We start from the raw sequence: 18,290 nt of genomic DNA, 5'->3' as shown, positions 1-18,290 counted from the left end.
CGGCGCAAAATGAAACGCAGCCACGGGCCCAGCCATTAAGTCTGTGATAATTCGGGTCTTTTCCAGCACTTTTTAGGCCTTCCAAACGATTGACTGAGGCGGGCTCATAAAGGATTGTCCCGCCGAATTTTAGTTCTGGAGCCCTTCTTGATGACCGGCACGTCCCCGTCCGATTTCGCCAAACGTCTGGACAAGACCGCTGATGACACCGAGGCCCTGCTCGGGCGCCTCCTCGCGGACGACATCCTGCCCGATGAAATCGCCCGTCCCAAGCGACTGATGGACGCAATGCGCTATTCGAGCCTGAACGGCGGCAAGCGCCTGCGGCCGTTCCTGGTGGTTGAAAGCGCAGCCGTGTTCGGCGTGCCGCGCGAGGCGGCGCTGCTCGCCGGTGCGGCGCTCGAATGCATCCACTGCTACTCGCTGATCCATGACGACCTGCCGGCGATGGACAATTCGGACCTGCGCCGGGGCCGGCCCACCCTGCACAAGAAGACCGACGACGCGACCGCGATCCTCGCCGGCGACGGCCTGCTGACGCTCGCCTTCGATATCGTCACCCGCGACGAGATCCATCGCGACGCCAATGTACGGCTGCTGCTGACGCGCGCGCTGGCGCGCTGCGCCGGCATCGGCGGCATGGTCGGTGGCCAGATTCTCGACCTCGCAGGCGAAGGCCGCTTCGGCGGCAACGAGCCGATCGATGTCGCCCGCATTCAGCAGATGAAGACCGGCGCGCTGCTGCGCTACGGCTGCATCGCCGGCGCGATTCTCGGCCAGGCCACGGCCAAGGAATATCAGGCGCTCGACGATTACGGCCGCGCGCTCGGCGAAGCCTTCCAGATCGCCGACGATCTGCTCGACGTCGAAGGCGATGCCGCGGCGCTCGGCAAACCCTCGGGCCAGGATGCTGCGCTCGGCAAGACCACCTTCGTCACCCAGCTCGGCATCGAAGGCGCCAAGCAGCGCGTGCGCGACCTGCTCGCGCGCGCCGACAGCGCGGTCTCGATCTTCGGCGATCGCGCGGCCGTGCTGCAAGCCGCCGCGCGGTTTGTCGCCGAGCGCAAGAACTGACCGTGCGATGACGGGCATCGACAAGGAAGATCCCGTCCTCGCGCGCTTCCAGAAAATGTCGCGGCCGATGCGCGTGATCTACGCGCGGCCGCGGACATTCATTTCACTCGGGTTCGGCATCCTGGTCTGCCTGCTGCTGCCCGGCTCCCTGCGGCTGGCGACGCGGCTCGTGCTCGGCTGGGATGCGCTGATCGCGGCCTATCTGGTGCTGGTCTACGTGATGATGCTGAACAACGACCACCAGCACATCCGCCGCAACGCTGCGATGCAGGACGACGGCCGCTTCGTGATCCTGCTGGTGACGGCGATCGGCGCATTCGCGAGCATCGCGGCGATCGTCGCCGAGCTCGGCGCCCATCGCGGCGCCACGGAGCTGACGATCGCGATCACCACCATCGCGCTGTCATGGGCCGCCGTGCACACCACCTTCGCGCTGCACTACGCCCATGACTACTATCGGCACCCGCCGGGCGGGTTGCAATTCCCGAGCGGCGACAAGGAAGACCACGCCGACTATTGGGACTTCGTCTATTTCTCGTTCGTGATCGGCATGACCGCGCAGGTCTCCGACGTCGGCATCACCGACAAGACCATCCGCCGCACCGCGACCGCGCACGGCATTATCTCGTTCATCTACAACACGGCCTTGCTGGCGCTGACGGTGAACATCGCGGCGAGCGCGATTGCGACGTAACGTCGTCCCGGCGAAGGCCGGGACCCATACCGCGTGATCTATCGTATGAGAACGGTGCGAGTACCGAAGACTCTATAGATCATAGCTAATCTTCGCCAAACCACTTCCTGTGGTTATGGGTCCCGGCCTTCGCCGGGACGACACCGTGCCCTTCAATTACACACCTCGGCGTTGGCATCGTTGCCGGGGCCGCCGCCACCGCGATACTCGAGATGGCAACCGCGGTTGACCGGACGGCAGCCGCCATTAGTGCAGAAGACCTGCCCGCCGCCTGAGGCGCGCCGCGCACCGGTCGCGATGCCGGCAGCGTCGCCGCCCAAGCCACCGAGGCCGCCCGCGGCGCCGATCTGCGGACGCTGCCGTGCCGGGCGATCCCCGCTGTCGTCGCGCCGCGAGGTCGCGGGCTTCGACGGCGCGGGCTTGGCCGCACGCTGCTTCTCGCACTCATTGTCGTCGTTGATCGCGTAGCCATCACGGCAGACGATCTTTGTGCACTTGTCGCCGTCGGCCTTGAAGCCGTGCTCGCAGACCAGCGGGCAGACGCGCGACGGCTTCGACTTGACCGTATCGAGCGCATCGGTGCTCGCCACCTTCACGTCGAGCTTGGTGCCGGCATAGCGGTTGAACTGCGACAGCGACCGCTGCGAGGACGTGTTCCAGTTGCCGTCGGCCTGGCCGGAGAAACAGCCGACGCGGCCGAGCTCGGTCTGGACCGAGCGGCTGAGATCGGCCGGCGTGGTCGCCGGCGTCAGGGACGCAACGTTGGTGCCGGCCGGGCTCGCCGTGCTGGCCGGCGCAGCGCTCGGGGCCGCGGCGGCAAGGTTGACGCGCTGCTGCTCGGCGGCGGCCGCTTGCTGTTGCGCCTGCTCCTTCGCCTTCTGGGCGGCAAGCTGCGCCTGCTCGGCGGCCTTCGCATCGGCCGCGGCCTTGGCCTGCGCATCCTTCTGCGCACCGACGGCGGCAAGACGATCGCGCTCGGCTGCGGCCTGCTTGGCCTTCTCGATCGCCGCCGCATGGGCCTGCTCGGCGCCGATCTTCTCGAGCTGAAGCTTGGCGAGGCTGGAATAGAAACCGTCGGGATGCTGGGCGAGGAAGGCGTCCCATGCCGCCCTGTTGCCGACCTGGAGCGCGAGCTCGTAGTCGCGGCGGATGTCGGCCTGCGGGTTCGCCACGGGCGACGCTGCAGCCGCCACCTTGACCGGCACCAGCGGGACGTCGGCGCCGCCGAGCGAGCCATAGACGAACGGCTCCTGCTTGTTGCCGGTCGACTTGAGCACGTCGTCGCGCACGAAGCCGAAGGCGCGGCGGACATCGAGGCCCGGCGTCGTCAGGTGCTTCGACAACGCAACCGTAAACGGGCTGTTGGCACCGTCGCCGTCCTGCGCCGTGAAGCCGGCCTTGGCCGAATAGGCAATCAGCGTGTTGGGGCTGCTCGGCTCGACCTGGGCGAGGCCCCGGCCGATGCCGCGCGAAGCCACCGAGCGCTTCATGGTCTTGCCGAACGGATTGTCGCGGCAGGCATCCAGGATCACCAGGCGAAGCTGCTTGGCGGGTTCGACGGCGACCAGGACGCGGTCGAGCGAGAGTGCTTCGTCATAGACGTCGGTATCGCGCTCGAGCCTGGCGTCAACGGGAATCAGATAATTGGAGCCTTCGACCTCGATGCCGTGACCGGCATAGTAGACCACGGCGATGTCGGCATCGCGGGTCGCGTCCGCGAAGTCGCGCAGCACGCGCCGCGTCTCGAGGGCCGACAGATCGTGCAGAGAATCGACAATGTCGAAACCGGCATCCTTCAGCGTCTTCGCCATCACCGAACCGTCATTGACAGGGTTGGTGAGTGACGGCGCGTGCTGATAGGCCGAATTGGCCAGTACCAGCGCCACGCGCTTTCCGGCAAAAGCAGGTTCTGCGCCGAACAGCAGCGCGAGGGCGAGGAGAAGCGGGCAAAGTCTGAGCAAATTGCGCATGACACGAATTCCGAAGTTCAGGGCCGTTCGAGCCCCCCTTTGGGATCGTTCTAGCAGGCTCCAGCGCCGGTGCTTGTCAGATCGAATGCCCCCTTTGGTTCGTCGCGCCAGCGCCGTCGCGGTTCGCTGGGGTCCCGGCCGGGTTCCCTCATCCGTCCCCGACGTGCCCCCGATATTGCGGCAGATTGTCCGTAATCTCATGCCAGGGCGCCTTCGAACCGACGAAAATGTGGGCGCTCGGCCGGATCGAGGGGGCATCGACCAGGGTTCCCATCGCGACATGGACCCATTTTCCGTCGCGCACCCGGGAATAAAGCAGCGAGCCGCAACGAGCGCAGTGGGCGTCATGGGTGGTGTCGTCCCCGAAAATGATCCGCTGGTCGTCACCCCGGACGATGCGGAGCTTCTCTTGCGCGATGCCGGCGAACGGCTTGAAGGCGGAGCCGGTGGTGCGACGGCAATTCGAACAGTGGCAGTTCATTGCGTAAGAGAATTGGTCCGCGACCTCGTAGCGCACGGCGCGGCAGTAGCATTCGCCGGTGAGGATACGAGCATTCGAATTTTCTGATCCGGTCATGGCAACGCCTGCGTGCAAATGGTTGACACACCCATAGCGCATTTTTATGCGTACGACTAAATTCCCGCCGAGCCATCATTCAAAGGGATGACCCATGAGCCAGAATCGTTCGAGCGTCGAGGCCGTCGTGCAAAGCTATTTTGACGGGCTCTACGAGGGCGACGCCGACAAGCTCGGCGACGTATTCCATCCGTCCGCCGATCTGCGTTGGGTGGAAAAGGGCGAGCTGAAGATCCTGACCGTGCCGGACTGGCTCGCCTGGGTGCGCAAGCGCCCCTCGGCCAAGGCGGAAGGCAAGCCGCGCGAGGATTTCATCGTCACCATCGACCGTTCGGACGACAAGACCGCCTTCATCAAGGTCCGGTGCCAACTGCCGCCACGTTTTTTCACCGATTATCTGGTGGCGATGAAGCTCGCCGACGGCTGGCAGATCGTGTCGAAATCGTACCGGTATGACCTGAGGGAGTGAGGGAGCCTCAATCTCCCGCTGCCCAATATCTGCCGCGCTCGATGCCCATCCTCCGTCATTGCGAGCGTAGCGAAGCAATCCAGAATCTCTCCGCGGAAACACACTGGATTGCTTCGCTACGCTCTCAATGACGATGTGGGACAATCGTGCGCGACCTTCCCTCCCCCTGTTCCATCTGTCCCAAAGGTCCCCCATGCTGCTCGACCGCCGCTCCCTCCTCGCCTCGCTGTGCTGGATGGCCGCCACTCCCGTGCTCGCCGCCGACGCGCCGCCTGAGCTCGAAGCCTATGAGCGCGAAAGCGGCGGACGGATCGGGCTCTATGCGGAGAACCTTGCAACCGGCGCGAAGATCGCCTGGCGCGCCGACGAGCGGTTCGTCATGTGCTCGACGTTCAAGGCCTCGCTCGCGGCCTGCGTGCTGGCGCGGGTCGATCGCGGCGAGGAGCAGCTCGCGGCCGTGATCCCTTACGGCCAGGCCGACCTGCTGAGCTATGCGCCTGTTGCCAAGCAAAATCTCGCGGCCGGCAAGATGTCGGTCGCCGAGATGTGCAAGGCGATCGTCGAGCTCAGCGACAACACCTGCGCCAATCTGCTGCTGGCACGGATCGGAGGGCCGGCCGCCCTCACGGCGTTCTGGCGATCGCTTGGCGACACCACCTCACGGATCGATCACAACGAGCCTGAGGTCAATAAGTCAGCGCCCGGCGATCCCCATGACACCACGACGCCGGCCGCGATGGCCGGCAATCTGCGGCGGCTGGTGACGGGCGAGGCATTGTCGCCGGCGTCGCGCGCCCAGCTCACCGAATGGATGGTGGGCTGCAAGACCGGTGCGAACCGGCTGCGCGGGGGCCTGCCCGCGAGCTGGACCATCGGCGACAAGACCGGCAACAACGGCAAGGACGCATCGGGCGATATCGCGGTCGCCTGGCCCAAGCCCGATGCGCCGATCCTGATCGCGGCCTACACCCAGGGCGGCTCGCCGACTGCCCCGCAGATCGAGGCCGTGTTCGCGCGCATCGGACGCATGGTGGCAGGGCGCCTGGCGTAAGGCCCCCGCATTGACCTCTTGGCCGCTTCCGGGCGAAGACAGGCCATGATCGCAGCGAAATTCCAGACCTTCCTCATCCTGCTCGCGGTGCTGGCGGGCACCGCGCTCGTCGCCCGCCGTTTCAACATCGCGCCTGCGATCTTGCTGATGCTGTCCGGCGTCGGCCTCGCCTTCGTGCCCGGCATGCCGCCGGTGGAACTGCCGCCGGAGCTGGTGCTGCTGATGGTGCTGCCGCCGCTGATCTACTCGGCGAGCGTCGCCATGAGCTGGCGCGAGTTCCGGAACAATCTGCGCCCGATCGTGCTGCTGGCGGTCGGCGCGGTGATCTTCACCGCGGCGATGGTGGCGGCCGCCACGCACTATTTGATCGGCCTGCCATGGGCCATCGGTTTCCTGCTCGGGGCCATCGTCGCGCCGCCCGACGTGGTGGCGCCGCTCGCGATCGCGCGGCGGCTCAACATACCGCGCCGCCTCCTGGTCATACTCGAAGGCGAAGGGCTCGCGAATGACGCCACCGCGCTGATCCTCTACCGCTTCGCGCTCGCCGCCATCATGGTCGGCCATCTATCGCTTCCGATGGCGGCCGGCGAGTTTGTCCTCATTATCGCCGGAGAGATCGCCTTCGGCATCGGCGTCGGCTGGCTTTCCCTGCGCTTCCGCAGATGGGCGAAAGATCAGCAGGTCGAGCTGACGCTGTCGCTGATCACGCCTTACGTCTCCTACTGGCTGCCCGAGCATGTCGGCGGCTCCGGCGTGATCGCCACCGTCGCCTGCGGCCTTTATGTGAGCTGGAACGGCCCGCTGCTGATCTCCTCGGCGACACGCCTGCAAGGCATCTTCTTCTGGGACCTCATCATTTACCTGATCGAGGGCCTGCTGTTCCTGCTCACCGGCTTCCAAATGCGCGCGCTCTACGAGAAATCGAAGGCGTTCCCGCTCGACGACATTCTCATCGCGACCGCCGTCGTGCTGACGATCATTGTGACCGCGCGTTTCGCCTGGCTCTATCCCGCGACCTATCTGCCGCGGATCCTCTCCAAATCGCTGCGCAAGCGCGACCCGTCGCCGCCATGGCAATGGCCGTTCGTGCTCGCCTTCACCGGCGTGCGCGGCGCGGTGTCGCTGGCGGCGGCGCTGGCGCTGCCGTTCACGCTGCCTGATGGCAATGCCTTTCCGTATCGCGACCTGATCCTGTTCGTCGCCTTCGGCGTCATCTTCGTCACGCTGATCGGCGTCGGACTGACGCTGCCGCCGGTGGTGCGCTGGCTCGGCGTCGCCGAAGCCGGCCGCAACGAGCATGTCGCCGAGCATGAGGCCGAGATCGCGGCACGCCGCCAGGCGCTCGACGCTGCGCTGAAGTCGCTCGATGCGCTGACCGAGGCGAAGGAGGTGTCGGACGAGGTGATGCGGCTGCTGCGCGCCCGCCACGAGATCCGCGTCAACCAGCTCCCTGATTCACTCGATCCCACCCATCACGACGTCTCCGCCGCCGGCACCGCGCTGACCCGCGAGCTGATCGCCGCCGAACGAAAATTCATCCACGACCTCCTGCGCGACGGCCAGATCACCGACGAGACGCGGCGCCGGATCGAGCGGGATCTGGATCTGGAGGAGGCGAGTCTGGCGAACCGGGAGTATCGGGGCGTGCCGCTGTAGCTTCTCGTCATTGCTGAACCGGCTGCGCAAGCTACCGCCTCTCGCAAAACTCCCCCATCGCCGCCGCGACGGCTCCCGCGATCATCTCCTGCCGCTCCGGCGAGTTCATCGCCATCTCCTCGTCGCGGTTGATGATCGAGCCGGCTTCGAGCAGCACCGCGGCACTGTTCGTTCGCGACAGCACGACGAGCCCGTCGTAGCGGTAGACACCGAAATCCCTGTCCAGCAATTGGCGCCGGTAGCGCCCCATCACCGGCAATGTGTATTGGCTGGCATAATGCAGGCCCTGCTCTTTCAACTGCCGGCCGATCATCCGGGCCAGCAACAGGCTGGTGGCGAAGTGCGAATTGCGTTCGGATACGAACAGCGAATGGCCTGAAAACCGATCGCTGAAATAACTCATCGCGCCGTCGAATTCCCAGGTCTCGAGCAGCTTGTCCGGTACCGAGTCGTGATGGATCGACAGCAGGAGATCGGCCCGGCCGTCATTCGCGGCACTGACGCGCTTGAACAGGCTCGGCCGCGCCTTGCCGTCCGTCACGAGCAGGCGGGTTGCGGCAAAGCCTTGGTCCCTGAGTTTCGCCGTGATCAGCTTTCCGAGCCGGAAGTTGAAGCCGAATTCCGTATCATTGCGCGCGCTCAGCGCGCCATAGGCGTCCGGGGTGTGCCCGACATCCACGACGATCCGGAATTTCGGCATCTGGCATTTGGCCGGTGACGCCGGCGGCTTCGTCATTGTTCGCGCGGCAGCGGCATGTCCGCGCTCGACAGGGGCAAGCGACGACAGCAGGGTCGACGCGACCAATCCGGCAATGATGCTGCGCAATTGGCCCAAGCGCTACTCCGCTGCTGCGACCTTGGGACGGCCGACGAAGCCCGCGACATCGCCAAAACGTTCCAGCATCACCGCGGGCAGGTCCTTGGCCTTGCTGGTGACGCAGGCGCCGGAGCGCACCGCGTAGCGATCCTGGTGTGCGGCCTGCGGCGGCGGCACGCCCTGCTGAAGCGCGCGCGCCAGATCCATCACGAGCTTGCGGAAATGCATGATGCCGAGATCGGTCGGGCCGAGATGCTCGCGGGTGCGGTCGGCGATCGGGCCCTGGCTGTCCTGCACGGCGGCGTCCTGCTCGGAGACGCCCTTGATGCCGGTGTAGCTCCTCGTCCTCTGGAGCTTGCGGTCGATCATGTAATCGTTGCCCTTGTGGCGCAGTGGCACGTAATTGTCGTCGACCTCCGCGATCACGCCATTGCCGCGGTCATAGGCGTCGCGTTCGGCTTGCGTCAGCGGACGCTCAGGATTCCAGGCATAGGTGTAGATCCAGCAATTGGTGTCGGTTACAGGCACGAAGGTCTGGCCAAAGATGTTCTCGCCCGGCATCGCGCTCGGTGCGTAGGCGTGGAACGGCATCAGGAACTGCGCGATCCGCCAATAGATGTTGTCGCTGCCGGTGAGCCGGCCACCGGCAATGCAGAGGCCGGCGTCGTGCGGGGCGATCTTGATCACCGGCCGCGGGTCCTCGGCGATCCAGCGCATGTGGTCGCTCGACATCCGCGCGATCGGATTCACAAAATGCTTCTTGATGTCGAGGATCTCGTTCTCCTCCTTGTCGAAGGAGAGATGCGCAAAGGTGAAATGCGCGGTGTCGATCGAGCCCTCCAGCGCCTGCACCCAGTTGCAGTCCTGCCATTTCTTGCTGACGTAGCGGTGTGAGCCCGGCAGCATCGCCATTTCGAGATCGGGCAGCTCGGGCATGACGTCCGCCGGGCCCATATAGGCCCAGATCATCTCGCCCCATTCGCGCACCGGATAAGACTTGATGCGGATCAGGTCCTTGGCGTTGAGATCGGGATAGGAGGTCGGCATGTCCACGCAGCGACCGTCCGTGTCGAACTTCCAGCCGTGATAGACGCAGCGGATGCCGCATTCCTCATTGCGCCCGAGCCAGAGATTGGCGCCGCGATGCGGGCAGTATTGATCGATGACACCGACGACGCCGCGCGAATCGCGGAAGGCGAGCAGCTCCTCGCCGAGCACGACGATCTTCTTCGGCTCGCCATCGGCTTCAGGAAGCTCCTTCGACAGGAGCACAGGAATCCAGAAGCGGCGCAGCAGCTCGCCCATGCCCGTCCCGGGGCCGGACTCGGTCAGGAATTTATTGTCCTCTGCGCGGAGCATGGAAAATCCTCCCGATTTGTTTTTGGGAAGATTGGCGCGGACGTGAGACGACGTCAACGCAAGAACGGTTTCGTAGGGTGGGCAAAGGCGCGCTCTTCGCGCGTCGTGCCCACCGTCCTGTTGCATGCACAGCGAGATGGCGGGCACGGCGCTGACGCGCCATTTTCACCCTACGGCAGCCATGCCTAAACCGGCCGCTCCCCCTTCACCGTCACCCGTGTCCCCGAGCGCGTGTGCGGCCAGTAGTCCCACATCGCACGTGCTGGGTGCAGCGGTTGTCCCAGAAGGCGATGGCGTTCTCGGTCCAGCGGAAGCGGCACTGGAACAGCGGGTTCTCGGCGTGCTGGTAGAGATAGGCGAGCATCGCGTCGCTCTCGTCGCGCGGGATGCCGTTGATGTGGCGAGTGAAGCCGCGGTTGACGTAGAGCGCCTTCTTAGCCGTGACCGGGTGCGTGCGCAGCACCGGATGCTCCGCGTTCGGATAGGATGGACGATCGGCGACGCCATAGTTGGCATAGAGGCCGCGATAGATCGGCTCGCCGTCATGCAGTGCGGTCAGGCCGTCGAGATAGGCCTTCATGCGATCCGACAGCGCCTCATAGGCCGCATACATGTTGGCGAACAGCGTGTCGCCGCCGCGGGGCGGGCACTGCTTGATGTAGAGGATCGAGCCCATCGGCGGCTCGAGGTCGCAGGACACGTCGGAGTGCCAGCCCTCGCCGTTGGCGCGCGGCGAGTTCTTGTCGGCATAGATCTTCATCAGTGCCGGGTCTTCGTCCTCGTGCGGCGCTGCGGGATGGAAATGCAGCTCGCCGAACTTGCGGCCGAAGGCGAGATGCTGTTGTGGCGAGATGTGCTGGTCGCGGAAGAAGATGACGAGATTTTCCGCGAGCGCGCGATGGATCTCGTCCATCTGTTGATTGGAACGAACGTCATCGGAGACGAGCCTGCCGATGTCGACGCCGGAGATTTCCGCGCCGATGATCGGTGTGAGCTTTTCGACCGCGATGGTTTCGTAAGGCGCGCCGTCCTCGGCCATGTGGCGATAGCGCGGACCCTGCTTGCCGGCGAGTGAGCTCATGGCGTGTCTCCCGATCATTTTGATTGGAGACATCGTAGCGCGGATGGAGCGAAGCGCAATCTGGGCTACGACCCGCGCAAAAAATAAGGCGGGTTACGCTTCGCGAACCCGCCTCACGATTCCAATGTTTGGGAACGACTACTCCGCCGCGGTCACCGGTACCTTGGCGCCCTGGCCGTAGCGCTGGTCGATGTAGTCGATCACCAGCGCCTTGAAGTCGGCGGAAATGGTCGGGCCGCGCAGCGTGCGGAACTTCTTGCCGTCGACGAAGACGGGCGCGGCCGGCGCTTCGCCGGTGCCCGGCAAGGAGATGCCGATATTGGCGTGCTTGGATTCGCCGGGGCCGTTGACGATGCAGCCCATCACCGCGACGTTGAGCTCTTCCACACCCGGATATTTCGTCTTCCAGGCCGGCATCTCGTCGCGGATGAAATCCTGGATCGAGCGCGCCAGCTCCTGGAACGTGGTCGAGGTGGTGCGGCCGCAGCCGGGGCAGGCCGCGACCAGCGGCACGAAGGTGCGGAAGCCCATGGTCTGCAGGAGCTCCTGGCCGACCTGCACCTCACGGGTGCGGTCGCCGCCGGGCTCCGGCGTCAGCGAGATGCGGATGGTGTCGCCGATGCCCTGCTGCAGCAGGATGCCGAGCGCGGCCGAGGAGGCGACGATGCCCTTCGAGCCCATGCCGGCTTCGGTGAGACCGAGATGGATGGCGTAGTCGGAGCGCGATGCGAGATCCTGGTAGACCGCGATGAGATCCTGCACCGCCGAGACCTTTGCGGAGAGGATGATGCGGTCCTTGGGCATGCCGAGCTCTTCGGCGCGCGCGGCCGAGAGCAGTGCCGACTGCACCATGGCCTCGCGCGTCACCGCGCGCACGTCGCGCGGATTGGCGGACGCGGCGTTCTCGTCCATCAGCTTGGTCAGCAGCTCCTGGTCGAGCGAACCCCAATTGGCGCCGATGCGGACCGGCTTGCTGTTCTTGTTCGCGATCTCGATGATGTCGGCGAACTGGGTGTCGCGCTTGTCCTTGAAGCCGACATTGCCGGGATTGATGCGGTACTTGGCGAGCGCCTCGGCGCAGGCGGGATAGGCCGCGAGCAGCTTGTGGCCGATATAATGGAAGTCGCCGATCAAGGGCGTGGTGATGCCGCGCTTGGCGAGGCCGTCGCGGATGTGCGGGACGGCGGCCGCGGCCTCCTCGCGATCCACGGTGATGCGGACCATTTCGGAGCCGGCGCGCGCGAGCGCTGCAACCTGGGCGATGGTGCCGTCGATATCGGCGGTGTCGGTGTTGGTCATCGACTGCACGACGATCGGCGCACCGCCGCCCACGGCGACGTCTCCGACCTTGACCTGGGTGGTCCGGTGCCGGGGCGCGGGGCCCGCGATGTCTGAATCGATGGTGTTTTCGAGCTTGTTCATGGGGTCCAAATATCAGGTTTTGGTGACGTTCAGCAATGCATCGCGCGGCGCCGCAGCCGTTTGGCTGGGACGGTTAACCAGAAAAAGCCCAGCAATTACAAGGACCGCGGCGGCCCCGAATGTCAGGCTCAAGGTGTCGTGCATGATGAAATAGCTACCCACCACGCCAAACAAAGGGGTGATGAAGGTAAAAGCGGACAATTTGCTGGCCGAATAGGCCTTCACCAGCGCGAACCAAAGCGTGAACGTGGTTCCCACCACCCAGATCGCCTGGAAGGCCATCAGGGCGAGGGACAGCGGCGCCGGGGTGTGGGTGATGGATTCGCCGAACAACCAGGCCGCCAGGCCCAGGATCGGGATCGAGGTCGCAACCTGGTAGCCCAGCGCCTTCTCCGGCGCGGCGAAGCGCAGCCGCGTGCCCTTGGCAACCAGCGTGGTGGCCGCCCACAGCGCGGCACCGCCGACGATCATGAGGTCGCCGAGCAGCACCTTGGCGTCGACATCCGGCTGCGGCACGCCGATCGCGAGCGCGACGCCGGCAAAGCTCACCGCGAGCCCCAGCCATTGCGTGCCGCCGAGCCGTTCGCCGAGCACCTGGTAAGAGCCGAGCGCGACGAAGAACGGTGCGGTGTAAAGAAACACCACGGCCCGGGACGCCGGCGTGAGGCGCAGGCCCTGGAAGATCAGCACGAACTCGATGCCGAACATCAGCCCGGCGATCAGGCCGGGCTTCCACGTGCCGTCCTTCTCGAAGAATTTGACGCCGCGCAGCGTGCCGATGATGAAGAGTACCGGCAGCGCGCCCATCGAGCGGATCATCGCCTGGAGCATCGGCGGGATGTCCGGCAGCACCAGCTTCACCGCGATCTGGTTGAACCCCCAGGTCAGGCACAGCATCAGCATCAGGGCGATGGCGCCGGCACTGAGGGGGCGACCGGCGGACGGTATGGCTTGAGGTGAGGACATTTCTTCCCGATATCGGCTTTGCGCCGTTGTTGCTTTATGCAGTTTTCTGACAATGGGTGCAGATGCCCGTGATCTCCACCACAGACAATTTGGGGGCAAAACCTGAGCTGCGCGCAGCGGCGTTGATATCCTTGGCGAAGGACGCCGACGGGATCTCGCCGACCAGACCGCAGCGCTCGCAGATCAGGAACGCCACCGCGGAGGTCGCATCGTGGTCGTGGGCGGCGCAGGCGAGATAGGCGTTGCGACTTTCGATGCGGTGCACGAGGCCGTTGGCCATCAAGAAATCGAGAGCACGGTAGATCGTGATCGGCGCCGGCCGCGGCATCGACTTGGCGAGTTCGTCGATCACCTCGTAGGCCCCGAGCGGGCGGTGGCTGGAGAGCAGCGCCCCGAGCACCTGGCGGCGAATCGGCGTGAATTTCTGCGCGCGCTGCTCGCAAACCTCCTCGGCATGCGCCAGCGCGTCCGCAGTGCAGCGGCCGTGATCGTGGTCGGGCGCGGGGAATGCCGGCTTTGCGAGGGTCATTTGGCCTGCCTTCTAGCATTTCGGCGAGGGAACCCAAAGCACGACCGGCGAACGGCGGTCAGCCATGCTCTTGCAGCGGGACAGCGTCCCGTAACCCGCCATGAAAAAATCATAAGCTTGCTTATAGTATCTCAAGCTTATAGGAGACCAAGCTCATGAGCCGCGGGCCCGTGGACCAGAACTTCCTGTTTACGCTCGCCGAGCTCTATCGCCTGCTGCGCGTCTATGCCGACAAGGAGGCGTCGCGCTTCGGCATCACCCGCGCGCAATGGGCGGTGCTGGCCAAGGTCGAGCGTAGCGAGGGCATGAAGCAGTCGGAGCTCGCCGAGCTCCTCGAGGTGCAGCCGATCACGCTGACGCGCCTGATCGACAAGCTCTGCGACAATGACTGGATCGAGCGCCGCAGCGACGCCTCGGACCGGCGCGTCAAGCGCCTCTACCTGAGGAAGGCCGGCCGGCAATTGCTCGGCAAGATGAGCGGGCTCAGGTCCGAAATCACGGCCAACGCGCTCGACGGTATCAATCCGGCGGATGCCCATCGCCTCCTCACCCAACTCGAAGCAATCAAGGAAAACGTGCGTACCGCGATCCAGACATCCGGAGCGGAACAAGCACGTAAGGAGCAGCGCTATGGCTGATCAAGTCATCAAGTTCCAGCCCGAGCAGAAGATCGACAGCGGCAAGCCCACCAAGAAAGCCGGCACCGATCCCCGCCGCCGCATCGTCGCAGGCCTGCGGCGCTATCGCCGCTTCCTGCTGATGGTCGTGCTGCCGATCGTCGCCGCCATTGGCGGCTTGACCTTCTATCTGAATGGCGGCCGCTATGTCGGTACCGATGACGCCTATGTCGGTGCGCAGAAGGTGCTGGTGACGCCCGACATCTCCGGCAAGATCGAGAAGGTCGTCGTGAGGGAAGGTCAGCTCGTCAAGCAGGGCGATGAGCTGTTCGAGATCGATCCCGTGCCGTTCCGCCTCGCGGTGGACGAGGCCAGGGCGCAGCTCGCGCAGGCGCAGTCGACCTACGACAATCTCCGCGCCAACATCAAGATCTACGGCGACATGCTGAGCCTCGCCCAGCAGGGCGTCGACCTCAAGCAGCGCGACGTCGAGCGCAAGCAGGCGCTGGTCAAGAACAGCTACGGCTCGCAGCTCGACCTCGACAACGCGGCGAACGCGCTGGTCACATCAGGCTCGATCGCGCAATACGTCAAGCAGCAGATCTCGGCGGCCAAGACGCAACTGCTCGGCGATACCGACCTGCCGCTGGAGAAATTCCCACCCTACGCGCAGGCCAAGTCCAAGCTCGACAACGCCGAGCGCAATCTCGATCACGCCGTGGTGCGCGCGCCGATGGGCGGCGTCGCGACGCAGGTCGAGCAGATTCAGCTCGGCCGTTACGTCACTGCCGGCACGCCGGTGTTCTCCATCATCGACGTCGCCCATCCCTGGGTCGACGCCAATCCGAAGGAAAGCGACCTCACCTACGTCACCGAAGGCCAGCCTGTTACCCTCGAGGTCGACGCGTTCCCGAACCACGTGTTCAAGGGCAAGATCGGCTCGCTCTCGCCCGGTACCGGCGCGCAGTTCGCGATCCTGCCGCCGCAGAACGCCACCGGCAATTTCGTCAAGGTGGTGCAGCGCGTGCCGATCCGCATCTATTTCGACGAGACCGACAAATACGTGCGGAAGCTGAAGGCCGGCATGAGCGTCTACGCCACCATCGACACCGGCCATCGGCGCTCGCTCGCCGGCCTGTTCGGCCTGTCGGCGACCGCGGGCCAGGACAAGGACTGATCCGATGTCCGGCCCCAATGCCAGCCTGATGGTCCCCGGTCTGCGCCGGAACATGGTGACGATCTGCGCCATGACCGCGACCATCATGCAGGCGCTGGACACCACCATCGCCAATGTCGCCCTGCCCTACATGCAGGGCACGCTGTCGGCCTCGCAGGACCAGATCAACTGGGTCTTGACCTCCTACATCGTCGCCGCCGCGATCATGACGGCGCCGGTGGGCTGGATCGCCAACCGCTTCGGCCGCAAGCGCATCTTCATCATCTGCTCCGCCGGCTTCACCATGGCGTCGGTGCTGTGCGGCCTCGCGCAGGACATCAACCAGATGGTGCTGTTCCGCCTGCTGCAAGGCGTGTTCGGCGCGGCGCTAGTGCCGCTGTCGCAGTCGGTGATGCTCGACTATTACACGCTCCAGGAACGCGCCAAGGCGATGTCGATCTGGGGCATGGGCGTGATGATGGGCCCGATCATGGGTCCCTCGCTAGGGGCATGGCTCACCGAGACCTATTCCTGGCACTGGGTGTTCTTCGTCAATCTGCCGTTCGGCGCCATCACCGTGCTCGGGCTGATCATCTTCATGGACGAGACCAGGAAGGACATCAGCCTCAAATTCGACTGGTTCGGCTTCGCTGCGCTGGCGGTCGCGATCGGCTCGCTTCAGCTCGCGCTCGACCGCGGCGAGCAATTGGGCTGGCTCGAATCCAATGAGATCGTCGCGGAGTTCATCGTCTCCGCCGTCGCGTTCTACTTCTTCGTCGCGCACTCCTTCACGACCTCGACGCCGTTCATCCGCTTCGCGCTGTTCCAGGATCGCAATTTCGTCACCGGCTGCATGTTCATGGTCGTGATGGGGCTCGTGCTGTTCTCGACCATGGCGCTGGCCTCGCCCTACATGCAGAACGTGATCGGCTACCCCATCATCACCGCCGGCCTGCTGCTGGCGAGCCGCGGCTTCGGCACCTTCTTCGCCATGATGCTGGTCGGCCGCATGATGCGTTATTTCGAGGCACGCACGCTGATCATCTCCGGCCTGACGCTGACCGCGGGCTCGCTGTATCAAATGACCGGCTGGACCGACCTGACCCAGGTGCCGGAGATCGTGACCGTCAGCGTCATCCAGGGCTTTGGCTTCGGCCTGGTCTTCGTGCCGCTCTCGACCGTTGCGTTCCTGACGCTGTCGAACGAGCTGCGCACCGACGGCACCGCGATGCTGACCCTGATGCGCAACGTCGCGAGCTCGGTCGGCATTTCCGTCGTCATCGCCCAGCTGACGCAGGGCACGCGGCGGACCTATGCGATCCTGTCCGAGCACGTCAACCCGTTCAACCACGCGCTCCAGATGCCCAGCGTCAGCGGCATGATCAACCTATCCACCGACGCGGGCCGCGCCATGGCCGACAGGATGGTCAGCGTGCAGGCGCAGATCATCGCCTTCGCGCACGACTATATGCTGGTGATGGTCTTCATCCTCTGCACCATCCCGCTCGCCCTGTTGATCGGCTCGACCAAGGCCACGCTGCGCAGGCAGGCCGCGGGGCCGGAACATGCGGTGATGGAGTAAGGGGAGGGGCGTCACAAGCTCCGCCGTCGTCCTGGACAAGCGAAGCGCAGATCCAGGACCCATTACCCCAGGGAGGAGTTTGGCGAAGACTCGTGATTACCAGCTTCGCGCCACAACCTCGCCCTGGGGTAATGAGTCCTGGCTTTCGCCAGGACGACAGCAAGTATGTAGCGTCGCCTACCCCAACAACTCCTCACACCCCAGATCCTCGACCGCCATCATCACCCGCTCCAGATTGTTCCACCAGATCAGCGGCGGGATGTTGATGCTCCACTGCCAGACCGGCCCCGTGATGTGCCAGAGCACCGACAGACGATAGTCCTGATCGAGCGCGCCGCGCGTGTAGCCGCTGACGCCGTTGGCGACCAGCGTCTCGTGATAACGATTGAGCAGCGGCCGTTCGAGCGCCTGCCTGCGGTCCGGGTACCATTGCATCGCCATCATGTAGGCAAGGTCACTCGTCGGCACGTTGATGCGCCACTGGTCGAAATCGAAGATGCGCACGGTATCCGCGACGCCGGGGCGCGGCAGCATGAAATTCCAGATATGGGCATCGCCATGGGCAATGCTGATGTGACGCCGCGAATGATAGCGCTGGGATAGCCGAGCCGAGTGCTCGATCAGGCGGCGATAGAGGGTGCGGCGCTCTTCGCCGAGGCGATCACCGAGCAGATCGGCGAAGCGGTCGTAATGGCCGGCGAAGGTTTCCATGTGCTGCGCGCGGTCCTCGGCGCTCGCCCAGGTGCCGACGGTGTCGCCAAGACCGGGATGGTCCCACCATGCCGCATGCCAGCGCGCCAGTGTCGTGACGATCGCCATCGCCTGCTCACGCGACGGCGGCAGCGGCCACTTCGTTGCGATCTCATGGCTGTCGGTAAGGTCCTCGAGCAGCAGGTGCCAGGTGGGGCCGTCCTCGTCGAAATGCCCGTCAAAGCAGCGCGGCACCAGTCCCGGCGGCATCTTCGGCGCAAGCTGCGTGTAGAAGTCCACCTCGCGCCGGCCGCCATTGGCGAGGCTCTCGGCGAAAGCGGAATTGGGAGTCTTGAGGATCAGCGACTGCGGGGCGCCAGCGGACTCGCCGACATAGCGCAGCCCGAGCCTGACGATCTGTGACACGAGGGTGTCACGCTGATGCAGCACCTTCACCTCGCGCACCGCGCCCGCGTCAAGCACGCCGCCCCTGCGCAGCGCCGCCGTCAGTTGGGCGGACTCAACGACCGCCGGCAATTGTGGAGATGTCATAGCCACGATGCCCCTGTCCCGCGCCATA

Annotated in this window: 16 protein-coding genes and 1 pseudogene; 8 read left to right on the top strand and 9 right to left on the bottom strand. The window is 65.0% G+C overall.

The annotated features are described in order from the left end of the window. Positions 1 to 150: 150 nt before the first annotated feature. The gene (locus EI171_RS07145; RefSeq protein WP_011083768.1) at positions 151 to 1,074 is read left to right on the top strand and encodes a polyprenyl synthetase family protein; all 924 of its coding nucleotides are present in this window, start codon (positions 151 to 153) and stop codon (positions 1,072 to 1,074) included. 7 nt (positions 1,075 to 1,081) lie between these two features. Next, entirely contained in the window at positions 1,082 to 1,768 is a 687-nt protein-coding gene (locus EI171_RS07140; protein ID WP_161532926.1) for a DUF1345 domain-containing protein, read from the top strand. A gap of 152 nt (positions 1,769 to 1,920) precedes the next feature. Here the strand turns inward: EI171_RS07140 and EI171_RS07135 are convergent, their stop codons facing one another. Next, complete coding sequence (locus EI171_RS07135; protein ID WP_161532925.1) at positions 1,921 to 3,738, bottom strand: caspase family protein; 1,818 nt, start codon at positions 3,736 to 3,738, stop codon at positions 1,921 to 1,923. A 148-nt stretch (positions 3,739 to 3,886) separates the two neighbouring features. Beyond that, positions 3,887 to 4,315: a GFA family protein gene (locus EI171_RS07130; protein WP_028172624.1), complete on the bottom strand. Its 429-nt coding sequence runs from the start codon at positions 4,313 to 4,315 to the stop codon at positions 3,887 to 3,889. A gap of 94 nt (positions 4,316 to 4,409) precedes the next feature. On the opposite strand from EI171_RS07130, the gene EI171_RS07125 reads away from it, so the two are divergent. The 3 genes from EI171_RS07125 to EI171_RS07115 all read left to right on the top strand — a co-directional run bounded on the left by EI171_RS07125 (position 4,410) and on the right by EI171_RS07115 (position 7,491). Further along, complete coding sequence (locus tag EI171_RS07125; protein ID WP_011083764.1) at positions 4,410 to 4,784, top strand: nuclear transport factor 2 family protein; 375 nt, start codon at positions 4,410 to 4,412, stop codon at positions 4,782 to 4,784. A 193-nt stretch (positions 4,785 to 4,977) separates the two neighbouring features. Beyond that, a complete protein-coding gene (bla, locus tag EI171_RS07120) occupies positions 4,978 to 5,835 on the top strand; it encodes a class A beta-lactamase (protein WP_161532924.1) in 858 nt (285 codons plus the stop codon). 45 nt (positions 5,836 to 5,880) lie between these two features. Continuing rightward, positions 5,881 to 7,491: a Na+/H+ antiporter gene (locus tag EI171_RS07115; protein ID WP_011083762.1), complete on the top strand. Its 1,611-nt coding sequence runs from the start codon at positions 5,881 to 5,883 to the stop codon at positions 7,489 to 7,491. Positions 7,492 to 7,522: 31 nt separating this feature from the next. Here the strand turns inward: EI171_RS07115 and EI171_RS07110 are convergent, their stop codons facing one another. From EI171_RS07110 to EI171_RS07085, 6 genes and pseudogenes are all read right to left on the bottom strand, one after another. After that, positions 7,523 to 8,326, bottom strand: a complete 804-nt coding sequence (locus EI171_RS07110) for an N-acetylmuramoyl-L-alanine amidase (RefSeq protein ID WP_161532923.1) — start codon at positions 8,324 to 8,326, stop codon at positions 7,523 to 7,525. A 3-nt stretch (positions 8,327 to 8,329) separates the two neighbouring features. Further along, complete coding sequence (locus EI171_RS07105; RefSeq protein WP_161532922.1) at positions 8,330 to 9,667, bottom strand: Rieske 2Fe-2S domain-containing protein; 1,338 nt, start codon at positions 9,665 to 9,667, stop codon at positions 8,330 to 8,332. A gap of 185 nt (positions 9,668 to 9,852) precedes the next feature. Further along, positions 9,853 to 10,748 (bottom strand): annotated as a pseudogene (locus tag EI171_RS07100) (TauD/TfdA dioxygenase family protein). Between the two features lie 138 nt (positions 10,749 to 10,886). Further along, a complete protein-coding gene (gene ispG / locus EI171_RS07095) occupies positions 10,887 to 12,170 on the bottom strand; it encodes a flavodoxin-dependent (E)-4-hydroxy-3-methylbut-2-enyl-diphosphate synthase (protein ID WP_027542165.1) in 1,284 nt (427 codons plus the stop codon). A gap of 12 nt (positions 12,171 to 12,182) precedes the next feature. Further along, a complete protein-coding gene (locus tag EI171_RS07090) occupies positions 12,183 to 13,136 on the bottom strand; it encodes a DMT family transporter (RefSeq protein WP_011083757.1) in 954 nt (317 codons plus the stop codon). A gap of 34 nt (positions 13,137 to 13,170) precedes the next feature. Next, positions 13,171 to 13,665, bottom strand: coding sequence for a Fur family transcriptional regulator (locus EI171_RS07085; protein WP_011083756.1), 495 nt, complete (start codon positions 13,663 to 13,665; stop codon positions 13,171 to 13,173). A gap of 155 nt (positions 13,666 to 13,820) precedes the next feature. Here EI171_RS07085 and EI171_RS07080 point away from each other — a divergent pair, with 155 nt between their 5' ends. The 3 genes from EI171_RS07080 to EI171_RS07070 are packed head-to-tail and all read left to right on the top strand — an operon-like array spanning position 13,821 to position 17,020. After that, positions 13,821 to 14,303: a MarR family winged helix-turn-helix transcriptional regulator gene (locus EI171_RS07080; RefSeq protein WP_011083755.1), complete on the top strand. Its 483-nt coding sequence runs from the start codon at positions 13,821 to 13,823 to the stop codon at positions 14,301 to 14,303. After that, the gene (locus EI171_RS07075; protein WP_161532921.1) at positions 14,296 to 15,459 is read left to right on the top strand and encodes an HlyD family secretion protein; all 1,164 of its coding nucleotides are present in this window, start codon (positions 14,296 to 14,298) and stop codon (positions 15,457 to 15,459) included. Before EI171_RS07080 ends, EI171_RS07075 begins: the two co-directional genes overlap by 8 nt. Before the next feature lie 4 nt (positions 15,460 to 15,463). Beyond that, positions 15,464 to 17,020: an MDR family MFS transporter gene (locus EI171_RS07070; protein ID WP_011083753.1), complete on the top strand. Its 1,557-nt coding sequence runs from the start codon at positions 15,464 to 15,466 to the stop codon at positions 17,018 to 17,020. Between the two features lie 177 nt (positions 17,021 to 17,197). Here the strand turns inward: EI171_RS07070 and EI171_RS07065 are convergent, their stop codons facing one another. Then, a complete protein-coding gene (locus EI171_RS07065; RefSeq protein ID WP_011083752.1) occupies positions 17,198 to 18,289 on the bottom strand; it encodes a phosphotransferase in 1,092 nt (363 codons plus the stop codon). Position 18,290 lies beyond the last annotated feature (1 nt).

Source organism: Bradyrhizobium sp. LCT2 (genome assembly GCF_009931255.1).
Taxonomy (GTDB): Bacteria; Pseudomonadota; Alphaproteobacteria; order Rhizobiales; family Xanthobacteraceae; genus Bradyrhizobium; species Bradyrhizobium diazoefficiens.
The sequence above is the reverse complement of the archived record's forward strand: the minus strand, read 5'-3'. Positions and strand labels throughout refer to the sequence as shown.